Annotated in this window: 6 protein-coding genes and 1 pseudogene; 1 reads left to right on the forward strand and 6 read right to left on the reverse strand. The window is 42.4% G+C overall.

Annotated features, from left to right (window positions below; genetic code table 11):
* Window positions 1-28 precede the first annotated feature (28 nt).
* The 5 genes and pseudogenes from NLZ44_RS22350 to NLZ44_RS22370 all read right to left on the reverse strand — a co-directional run bounded on the left by NLZ44_RS22350 (window position 29) and on the right by NLZ44_RS22370 (window position 7656).
* Complete coding sequence (locus tag NLZ44_RS22350; protein WP_493751207.1) at window positions 29-5029, reverse strand: tetratricopeptide repeat protein; 5001 nt, start codon at window positions 5027-5029, stop codon at window positions 29-31.
* A gap of 94 nt (window positions 5030-5123) precedes the next feature.
* Window positions 5124-5693 (reverse strand): calcium-binding protein, encoded by a 570-nt coding sequence (locus tag NLZ44_RS22355; protein ID WP_493751208.1) that lies wholly within the window; start codon window positions 5691-5693, stop codon window positions 5124-5126.
* A gap of 21 nt (window positions 5694-5714) precedes the next feature.
* Window positions 5715-5939: pseudogene (locus NLZ44_RS22360) on the reverse strand (calcium-binding protein); the annotation flags it as partial.
* Between the two features lie 18 nt (window positions 5940-5957).
* The gene (locus NLZ44_RS22365) at window positions 5958-6374 is read right to left on the reverse strand and encodes a calcium-binding protein (RefSeq protein ID WP_493751209.1); all 417 of its coding nucleotides are present in this window, start codon (window positions 6372-6374) and stop codon (window positions 5958-5960) included.
* 415 nt (window positions 6375-6789) lie between these two features.
* Window positions 6790-7656: a calcium-binding protein gene (locus tag NLZ44_RS22370; RefSeq protein ID WP_493751210.1), complete on the reverse strand. Its 867-nt coding sequence runs from the start codon at window positions 7654-7656 to the stop codon at window positions 6790-6792.
* Between the two features lie 854 nt (window positions 7657-8510).
* Between NLZ44_RS22370 and NLZ44_RS22375 the strand changes: the two genes are divergently transcribed.
* Window positions 8511-10205, forward strand: a complete 1695-nt coding sequence (locus NLZ44_RS22375) for a DUF1565 domain-containing protein (protein WP_493751211.1) — start codon at window positions 8511-8513, stop codon at window positions 10203-10205.
* 358 nt (window positions 10206-10563) lie between these two features.
* On the opposite strand, the gene NLZ44_RS22380 is transcribed toward NLZ44_RS22375, so the two are convergent.
* Window positions 10564-10845 (reverse strand): DUF3493 domain-containing protein, encoded by a 282-nt coding sequence (locus NLZ44_RS22380; protein WP_111892482.1) that lies wholly within the window; start codon window positions 10843-10845, stop codon window positions 10564-10566.
* Between the last annotated feature and the right edge of the window lie 61 nt (window positions 10846-10906).

Below are 10906 nucleotides of genomic sequence, written 5' to 3' on the forward strand. Positions count from 1 at the left end.
ACCATACATCAAACATAATAATCATCCATTATTCCTGATCCTTTAAGGCGATCGCCTTTTGATAAGCCTCCACCGCTTCATCAACTAAACCCTGTTGCTGATAAGCATCACCTAAACTATGATATGCTTCCCAGTTGTGTGGTTCCAATTCCACAACTTTTTGATAGTAGGAAATTGCCGATTCAAATTCCCCCTTCTCAAAGAAGATATCAGCCAAATCATAATAAGCCCACACCAACTCAGGATTCATTTTCACAGCTTTTTGATAGAACAAAATCCCATCATCCCATTTATCCATCTCCACCAATACTTGACCCAACTTACCATAAAAATCTGATTGGTTGGGGTAATTTTCCACACCTTGACGATAAACATTAATAGCTTCTTGCCAGCGTTTTTGTGAAATCAAAATTTCGCCACAATGTCCATACAATTCTACCGAACATTTTTCAGCTTTAATCGCCCGCTGATAACAGGTAATTGCCCCTGGCAAATCTCCCTGTTCAATCAAAGCATGACCTAAATAAATATCCTCCTTAGCTGAACCCCCTTCCGGTTCCAAAGCTAGGGCTTGATTCCAAGATTTTGCCCATTCTTCCACCTTCCCTAACTGCTTCCAAATCCGGGCTAAATTGCGGTGTGTAGCCGCTAAATTCGGCTTAATGGCAATAGCACGCTGATAGCAATTTATCGCCTCTTCTAGGGCTTTTTCACGGGCGTAGAGACTGCCTAAATTAGCATGAACCTCAGCAAAATTAGGGTCAATTGCCAGCGCTTGATTATACTTTTCTCGCGCCTCCTGAATTTGTCCTAAGCCTTGGAGGGCATTACCCCAAATTTTGTAAATTCTGGGATTATCTGTTTCCCTAGTTAATAGCTGTTCACAAACTGCGATCGCCTCCGCAAATTCCTTAGCCATTATATGAGATTCTGCCCGTTTAATTTCACCATCAATATCAGGAACATTTACATCCGAGTTATTCTCTTTTAATTCAACCTCGTAAATATCGGCAACTTCCGCTTTACTATTGAGTTGAATATCCGGCGGATCTGCCATAGGCGCAGTAGTCTCTAATCGCTCTAATTCCAGGAGTTTCTGGCGGGCTAGAGTTAAATTTCCATCCCGTTCAATTGCTCTTTGATAACAGGCGATCGCCTGAGTTTTCTGCCCATATTTTAGCAGATTATTTCCTAACTGTAAATGTGCCTCAGCCTTCACCTTATTAGGTTCCAAACAATAAGCCTCATATAAGCAGTCAATCATCTCTACATTTTTACCCAGCCGCCGCCAAATCTTCGCTAAATTCCAATAAGCCATAGCAGATTTAGGCTGCAAATCCAAGGATTTATGATAACATACAATAGCCTTCTCCCACTGTTGATGATAAGCGTATAAACTCCCTAAATTCAGATAAACTTCCGCATCATGCAAACCCAAACTAATCGCCTTTTCATAGAAAGTCTGGGCAGCTTCCCGATGAATCTGCGCCTGTTCAATTTGTCCTAAAATCTTATAGGCTTCTGGTAAATTAGGCTGTAATTTCAAAGCATTGTTACACTGGTTAAATGCTTCCGGTAAATTACCTAATTTAGCCGCCGCTTCTGCCCTTTGTAAATAATCATCAATTCTCAAACTTTGGTCAGCCAAAAAATCCTTAATTTCTGGCGTTTCATTGCCCATCCAGATATCAGAAAAACGTTGATAAGGTTCCCGGAAAGTCGGTTCCAAAGACAAATCATTATAAATCTGATCTGGTTCTGGCTGTCTGGGATAATTAGGGTTAGCAGACTTTAACTGATAACCTTCCTTTCCTCCGGAAAACCAACCTTTAACTTTTGCGAAAAAACCTTGATTTTTGGGGTTATCTCCCAAGTCAACAGAAGCATCAGAGGCTAATCGCATCCGCCGCCGCTTGGCAGACTGATTCTTGATGCTTCCAGTCGCCTGTATCGTCAACTTTTCTTGATATTCTAAATCATGATAATCTAGTTTTTGGTGACGTTTAATTGCTTCCCCTAAATGACGATAAGCCTCCTGAGAATTAGGGTCAGCTTCGATAGCATGACAATAGGATGAAACCGCCTGTGTTATTAGCCCCATTTCCATGAGGTTAGTGGCTAGATTTAGATGTTCTTCCGCTGAGATAAGTTCCGGATCTATGGAATAAGCATGATACCAACATTCTGTCGCTTCTGTAGTTTTTCCTAACTGCGTCCACGCCCTAGCTAAATTCCGATAAGCCGCCCCCAGTTTCGGCTGCAAGGATATCGCTTTTTGGTAACAGGCGATCGCTTCTTGCCATTGTTTTTGCTGCGCGTAAATAGTCCCCAAATTCGTAAATGCTTCCGCAAAATTAGGTTGCAGTTGAATCGCCTTCGCATACCAGCGTTTAGCTTCTTCAACCTGTCCTTGCGCTTGTCTCACATTACCTAATAGTTTATAACTACGGGCATCTGGACGCTGAGATATTACCCGTTTACAAGCCTCGGCTGCTTGTTGATAATGCCCTTGATTATATAGGGATTCTGCCCCTTGTAAATAAACTTCTAAATCATCTGGAGAACTCCATAAGCTACTATTGACTTTATCAGGCTTTTGGGGTACAGTTGATGAGGAATATAACATAGACTCAGACCGTTGATTAAGTGAGTCCAATTCCCCAGTTTTATGGTATCCGTTTTGGTTGATACCTGGAGTCTGAGGAAGCTGACGAATAGGGGTGGGAGAAAAAGAAACCATAGTTTTAGATTTGGTAATCCCGAGAATATCTATTATTTTGGTAAGAGAAGTTTGAGAAATCAAAATATCTTCCGTCAGAGGGTTAGGATACATCAGTTTTCGGATAGGATAGCAGTCAAATCCCTCTCCCTTAATGTAATAGTGGTGCAACCCCAATTGTTGGCTAATTACCCAGTAATAATGACGGATATAATGGGGGGAAATTAACTCAATTATTTTTGTCCCTGGTTCGCAAAAAATCAAATTAGTTAAACCGCTACCGTGGGGGGCAATAATTGCCTCAGCATTAGCAAACAATGACACTTGTTTTTCGAGGGTCAGGGATTCCAAATTGATGGGGATAAAATCATATTTTTCCAGATAGTTAATAATCTCACTTTCATTTAATACTTGCCGATAACTTGCTTGATTTCGACTTATATAAAGGCGAGATGGTAAGTTAGACTTGGCAGTTTTAACGGCTGGTAAAAAATGCTGACGATGAAACTTTAAAGACTGGGAAGATAGCCACCCCAAAGCATCGGGAAATGATGGAATAATCAACCTTTCTGCTTTAATATGGGGATAGCGATCGCTTTCGATAATTTTGGACAGAGGAACACCTAATTTAATCAGGGTTTCTTTCTGAAATGGTTGTTGATAACTGTTAACCAAAAACAAGTCTATCTGAGAGATATTATACCCTTGATTGATCAGAATGTCAAATCTGGGTAAAATATCTACCATCCAATGAAAGTATATGTGTCCCGATAAGCCAGATAAAACGGCTACGGTTCCTTCGACGAATTCTGAGGGCGGAAGTTCCGCAATTTTCAAAGATTTATGAGGGTGATAATTCTGACAGTTGGGTAATTGACCCGGATAATTCCGAGATAATTTAGGGACAAACTGATCCTGATCATCCCAAACAGCGATCGCATTACAAATCATCCATTCATTTTTTTGGGGTGCTACCCAAACTCTGCCATTATTGAGGATATCCACAGACTGATATGGCGAGTTTTGAATTAATGTTTTATCAAAATTTAGTTGATATATTTCTGACCCCAGACTCCGAGGATTAAACGATTTAATAATTTGGTCAAGACAGGGGCGACAATTGAGACCATCACATTTTTTTTCGCCCTCAATTATTCCAGGATTTGATTTATCTTTAATTACTGGTAAATTAGCCGCATCTGTCGTAGAATTTAGCCCAGCAATTTGATAAATAATTTTCGCGGCATTTTCTCTACCTTGTTGACTGAGACAATATCCTAGCCGTAGATAAATTAAGCTAGATTTAGGATTCGCTAAAAGTGCTTTATGATAATGATATTCGCCTTTTTTCGGTTCCCCATATTCTACCATAACATTACCCAAATGAACATGAATTTGGGCAAAATAATCTATAACTTTAGTGGAAATATCCGGTTGTTTTAAAGCACGCAAAAAACTACCACAAGCTGCTTTAGCATTTTCCCACTCATTGTTAGGGGTAAGTTTTTCCGATTGATTACAATAATGATTAATCCAAGGATTATCATCAGTAACTATCCTTTGTAAATGAGCGATCGCTTCTTGAATATGACCCCTCTCAATTAAGCTATCAATTTGATGATATAAAGCCGACTTAAACTCAGGATTTAACCTTAATACTTTTTCCAAATATTCCAGAGCTTGCTGATGTTTACCCAACCTTTGTAATGCACAAGCCAGATGATAGTAGCCCGTGCTTTTCTCCGGCTGTATTGCAATCGCTTTTTGGCAAACCAGCATAGCTTTTTCTGGTTGTTCTAAACCCAAGAATGCTTGAGCCAAATTAATATAAATAACTTCATCTTCCTCACATTCATTAATAGCAGATTCTAAAACTCTCGCGGCTTCTTCACACTCTCCTTTTTGGATAAGCAAACATCCCAAATTATTATAAGAGTTGATAAGTTTAGGATTAATTAAAATTCCCTGTTTATAACTTTCAATTGCCTGGTCAACTTGACCCAAATCCTGTAAGCAAACACCCAGGTTATAATGAATATTACAAATGCTGATATTGGCAGAATTCGGGTTATTATTAGCCGTTAAAATACCCTGTTGATAACAAAAAATAGCCTCCGATAAATCACCCTGTTTATACTGTGCCAAACCCAGATAATAATATAGATCCGACCAATTAGGTGCTTCTGATATCGCTTGTTGATAAAGTGATATTGCCTCTTCCCAATCCCCATTTTGCTGACAAATTAAACCCATTGCCATCAATTGTTGGGCAACTTGTCGTTTTAGTTCTAAACCCGAAGCTACTGACATAAATACATTAATCTTTAATCGTCAATTTACCAAAAATAAAAGATGGATTTATCAACCCATCTTAACTGAGGTTTAAGCAAGCCAACCACCGAGGTTAGATAATTTCAAAATTATCATCACTCAAACCTAAGTTAACTCCCAAATTAGCGACCCTGGAAATATTGCCCTGTTCATCAATATAATAGAACTGACCATTATTAGAGTCGTAGATTAAGTTAGCACCTTGGGTGGGAGTTTGACCCGGAATAAAGTTCTCGATAGTCGTAAATTCTCCCATTTCCAAGCTATCACCTAAAGCCGTAAATGCCGAACCCGACAGATGAATTTGGTCTTGGTCTGGGTTAAAGTTCAGCAATGTATCCGCATTTTCCTCACCAAAATAAGAGAAAACAAAGGTATCAGAACCCGCACTACCAATCAAGGTATCATTACCTTGATCACCGTGTAGAATATCATTGCCATCACCCGCAATTAGAAGGTCATTACCTTGACCGCCGTAAAGTGTATTATTTCCAGAACCAGCTATGATGGTATCATCATCCTGATTACCGAACATCAAATCATTGCCAGACCCACCCACAATGCTGTCATTTCCAATATCCCCAAAGATGGTATTATCTCCAGCTTCCGCCAAGACAGTATCATTACCCTGACCTGCATACATACTGTCGTTACCAGCACCACCAATTAGAAGATCATCCCCTTGGTTTCCAAAAAGTAAATTCCCATCATCTCCCGCGTAAAGAGTATCATTACCCTCGCCACCATAAAGGGTATTTCTGCCCGCATTACCAAAGATGAGATCATCACCCTTATCCCCAAACAGGAGATCATCACCTTCGCCGCCATAGATAGTATCGTTATCCTGACCGCCATAAATAGTATCGTTACCGGGACCACCAAAAATCAGGTCATCACCCTTGTTTCCCTAGATTATATCATTGCCTTCACCGCCATCGATGGTGTCGTTATCCTGACCGCCATAAATAGTATCGTCACCAGGACCACCATAAATTAGATCCTGACCCTGGTTTCCAAATAAGACATCATTACCTTCTTGGCCGTCGATGGTATCGTTTCCTTCGCCGCCATAGATAGTATCATCACCAGAACCACCGATAAGGGAATCATGTCCCTCTTCTCCCAAAATCAGGTCATTACCACCACGACCATCAATAGTGTCATTGCCAAGGCCACCATACAAAGTGTCGTCACTATCCCCGCCGGTAATGATATCATCACCGGACTCTCCAGCAAAAAAATTTTCCTGGTCGGTAGCCCCTCGAAAGATTAAACTTCCGTCGGGCAATTCTTCAATTTGAGGGGTTTCAATAAACTGTGACATAGTTAGGGACTTTCCTTTTACAAAGGCTCATGGCTTAGGTCAAACTATCCATTGAGTAATTAGGTGTTAAAAAGGCTGAAAAGGGTATTAATGGTTAGATGGCCTCGGGCTTGAGAATATTTGATCAGGTATCTGATCAGGTCATGTCCTCAATCTCATGTGCAGAAATTTTCAGCATTAGATCAAACTACTCCTATTCTCTAGGCGAGAGGCCATTCATCCGGAAAACAGTCCAATAGTTTTGCTATTGATTGCCTGATACCTTCGGCTATAGGCTGTGTGATTAATGCCATAAAAAAAGTAGGGTTATTACTAACCCTACTGTTAAACAAATTACTATTGAGAATCGAGGAGCAATCTGCTATTCCCAAAATGGAAGCAATACGACTTAACTCCTACGCCAAGGATTTTAACCTTAGAATAGCTCGAAATCGGAAGCTGTAATATCTGGAGTACCGAAGAATTCGGCTATTTCTTCGCCGTTGAATAGTAAAACGCCTGTGCTTTGGATGTACACTAAACCGCTTAACCCACCAGCGTCTGCGGCAGTGGCTACAGTCTGGAAGGAGTTTAAGTCATATCCGGCACCAGCGCGTAGGGCAATTATGTCTCCCTCGGCACTATTGAAGTCGGTAATGACATCACGGGTTAGGTTAGCATTAGCAGTGATAGCAAAGGTATCAGCACCAGCACCACCTGTTAGGGTGTCGTTGCCTTTGTCGCCGGCTAGGAAGTCATTACCATCGCCACCCTGGATGAGGTCATCACCTTGACCACCGTATATGGTGTCATTACCGGGGCCACCTATGATGGTATCGTTGCCTTTTTCCCCAAATAGTAGGTTATTACCACCGCCACCATAGATTAAATCTTCTCCATCACCACCACGTATGATGTCATTACCAGTACCGCCGACTAGGGTATCGTTACCTTTGTCACCGGATAGGCTGTTATTACCATCACCACCATAGATTAGGTCATCACCTTGACCGCCATAGATTAGGTTATTACCTGCTATGCCATAGATGGTGTCGTTTCCTTGGTTACCATATAGTTCGTTGTCGCCTTCGCCACCAATTATTGAGTCATTACCGCCGAAGCCGTAGATAACCATGTTGGGGTTGTCACCAGCGGTTAGGGTATCTGCGAGATCGCCACCCTGCATGCGAATAGCATCTGCGGTTCCCCGAATGCGGTTAGATTGGTTGGGATTACCAACTATAACGGCTCCGTTGGCTGTAAAAATGACTTGAAACTCGGTGGGGTCAACTACCTGTGACATAAGTGCTCCTCACGAATGTTGGACAAATGAATAATTTTCGACAATTGGGATTCTACAATAGCAGTCTGGATATTCGGTAGGTTTGCCGATAAATTTAGGGTAATTTTACGGTAATTTGGCTAAAGCTGATGATTTGGCAAACCAGTTTTGACACTTAGTATTCCTGAACCATGCCAGCAAAACCCGGAATCTCTTTCCCTATTTGTGATAGGAAAAGACGGGAAAAGTCTGTTAGAACTAGATGGGGTTTTTTGCCGATATTACCGCTCAAACTATGATTTAAGAGAATTCCTCCAACATTATAGGGAGATCGCAAAAAATCACAACTAGCTTAACAGATAATCGTTACCCTGGCAATGGCTGAACCAATTTTAACTAGAAACTCCTCTAAACACCCGATACACGAACAGTTACAAACACTACATTTTTGAGGTTTGTAATTGCTTGGGTTCTAAGAAATGGCCAACTGTCTCCTTTTAAGTAGGGCAAGTTGGTTATGCCCTGGGGCTTATTTTGGATCGCACGGTCAGTAATGGGCCAAGTAGAGCGCTGATACTTACAAAAATGACGGAGGGGGTTGGCAGATGGTTCCAAAAATTTTTGCCTAAATTGGCCGATCGCCTCCATAAATTTCGAGAAAATGGTTAAATCCCTATCAGTTGGGGGATAGCGGCTTTGAGGAAGTTAAAATAAAAGTCCCCGATTTCCTCAGTTGTTGTCGGCATCAGCTAAAATTCTCAGAGATGTTCAAAATTTTGTCCCCAGTGCCTAGGTATATGGAACTTTATATCGGTTTTCCGATTCGAGTTACCTGGCTATGGTTGCATATAAATCCCCAATATTAAGTCGATTACATGAAAGATAAGTATTTTCTCACCAGCAAAACTCCCTACGGCGATCATACACCCAGCCCGAAGGCTTTTGGGTTTTGGCGGCGGGGTATGAGTTTACTAGCTACGCCGTTGGTACTAGCTGCGATCGCCGATTTAGCCATAACTCCTAAAGCGATCGCCAATGAATTACCAACCTCCCAAAACTCCCCAGAATACCTAGTACAAGCCCAAATCATCTACGTTAACTCCTCCACGGGAACGGATAACGACACGGTAACCGGTTCTCAAGCGGCTCCTTTCCGTACCATCACTTATGCTATGTCCAGGGCTACCGCCGGCACGACTATTAAGTTGGCTCCGGGAACCTATAGCCCAGACACGGGGGAGGCATTTCCGATTAACATCCAACCAGGGGTTATCCTACTGGGTGATCAGTCTAATAATGGTCGGAATGTGCTGATTATTGGTGGGGGTAATTTTGTCAGTCCCAGTCTGGCTCGTCAAAATGCGACTATCAGAACCTTGGGAGACCCTCAAATTTTGGGAGTGACCATTACCAACCCCAACACCAGAGGGACTGGGATATGGGTTGAATCGTCTAACCCGACCATCAGTAACTCAACCTTTGTCAATAGCAAACGGGATGGGGTTTTTATCAGTGCTGAAGGTAACGCCACCATTACTAACAATATTTTTGCCCAAAATGATGGTAATGGTATTTCGGTGGCTCGTTCTGGTGGTGGACTAATTAGGGGAAATCTCTTTCAAAATACTGGTTTTGGTATTTCGATTAATGATGATTCCGCCCCGAAAATTGTGGAAAACCAGATTGTGGACAACCGGGACGGGGTGATGATTTCCCATACGGCTAAACCGATTTTACGCAATAACTTGATCGAAAATAATCAGCGTGATGGTATTGTGGCGATCGCTACTGCACAACCCAACCTAGGAACAGCAGGGGATCCGGGTCAGAACCTGATCCGCAATAACCAGCGCTACGATTTATATAATGCCACCCGAGGTAACAGCATCTCTGCAGTAGGTAATGAAATCGACGAAAGCCGCATTTATGGACTCGTTGAATATGTACTGGCGGCTGTGACCCCCCCTAACTTGGGTCTGGAAGTTGGCACTATTTCTGACCTACAAGGACATTGGGCGCAGTCCTATATGGAAGCATTAGTTAGCCTGGGGATTATGTCAGGATTTGAGGATGGTTCTTTCCGTCCTGATGAGCCAGTCACCAGGGTACAGTTTGCGGCGATCGTCAAAAATGCTTTTACCCCCGCCGCCCAACAATCAGGATCTCAATTCCCTGATGTTCCCAGCACCTTCTGGGGTTATCAAGCCATTCAATCCGCCTATCAAGGTGGGTTTATTTCCGGATTTCCTGACGGTCAGTTTCGACCCAATGACCCCATTACCCGCATTCAAAGCATTGTGGGTTTGGCTCAAGGACTTGGCTACCAGTCGGACAATCTCGATGTCCTCTCCATCTATCAAGATGCGGGCGAGATCCCGGCTTGGGCGCTTCCCTCTGTTGCGGGAGCCACAACCGGAAATTTGGTGGTTAACTATCCTAACCAAAGCCAACTCAATCCCAATCGTGTGGCCACCCGCGCCGATGTAGCAGCATTTGTCTATCAGGCTTTAGTCAACGCCGGGAAGGTTCAGGCGATTAACTCTCCCTATTTGGTGAGTAGCCCTCTCTAGGGGCGGGTTTCACTCTCCCTAGACCTGTGGGGGTTAAAATAGCCAGCTACCCAATTGGGTAGCTGGCTTTGGATTTGATATGTTTAGGGTCTTTATCAGAAACAGGAGTTAACAAGTGCTTGAGCAGCTCAACCATGGGTTAATACCTGCTTTAGTCCTTGGTTCCTGCTATGGCTGACCCCAATTGAACGAAAACGGGTATTTATATTTAGGGCCTTTATTTGGGCTGACCCCAATTGAGCTTATGTTATTATTATGACAGGTACCATAACAAAATCTCAAATTTCGTAATATTTTCTTTATTTTTTTGTCGGTTGTTTGCGAAATATGTATTTTTGTTTAGGGACATGAAGTTTTGTTACTTGGATTTGGGCGATCGCTGCTCCAGGCGAAACAGCCACACCATTAAGGCTACGACCCCCACCTGAAGCGCAAAGTTGGGTAAGGCGGTGGCTACATCCCTTCCTGACAGGAGTTGAGCCAAAAATACTACCGCCCCAATTAATCCAGAGGCGGCGAAGGATACATATATAAACTGTCGCAGTCCTCGATAGGGTGCTTTGGACTCTGCTTTCAGACGCTCATAAAGTTCTGGGTCGAGATTTTTGGGATTAATGCGATCGCTTTTTGACTTAGGCATAGCTAATATAGTTTTGAGTTGATGTCTGTATTCTAGGCTACTTATTAAATTTAACCAAAAG

The organism is Arthrospira sp. PCC 9901, assembly GCF_059013425.1.

Bases quoted from the DNA above. Each gene is read 5' to 3' on its own strand.
- NLZ44_RS22365 (WP_493751209.1), bottom strand. From the start codon at position 6,374: ATGTCACAGTTTATTGAAACCCCTCAAATTGAAGAATTGCCCGACGGA.
- NLZ44_RS22350 (WP_493751207.1), bottom strand. From the start codon at position 5,029: ATGTCAGTAGCTTCGGGTTTAGAACTAAAACGACAAGTTGCCCAACAA.
- NLZ44_RS22355 (WP_493751208.1), bottom strand. From the start codon at position 5,693: ATGTATGCAGGTCAGGGTAATGATACTGTCTTGGCGGAAGCTGGAGAT.
- NLZ44_RS22380 (WP_111892482.1), bottom strand. From the start codon at position 10,845: ATGCCTAAGTCAAAAAGCGATCGCATTAATCCCAAAAATCTCGACCCA.
- NLZ44_RS22375 (WP_493751211.1), top strand. From the start codon at position 8,511: ATGAAAGATAAGTATTTTCTCACCAGCAAAACTCCCTACGGCGATCAT.
- NLZ44_RS22370 (WP_493751210.1), bottom strand. From the start codon at position 7,656: ATGTCACAGGTAGTTGACCCCACCGAGTTTCAAGTCATTTTTACAGCC.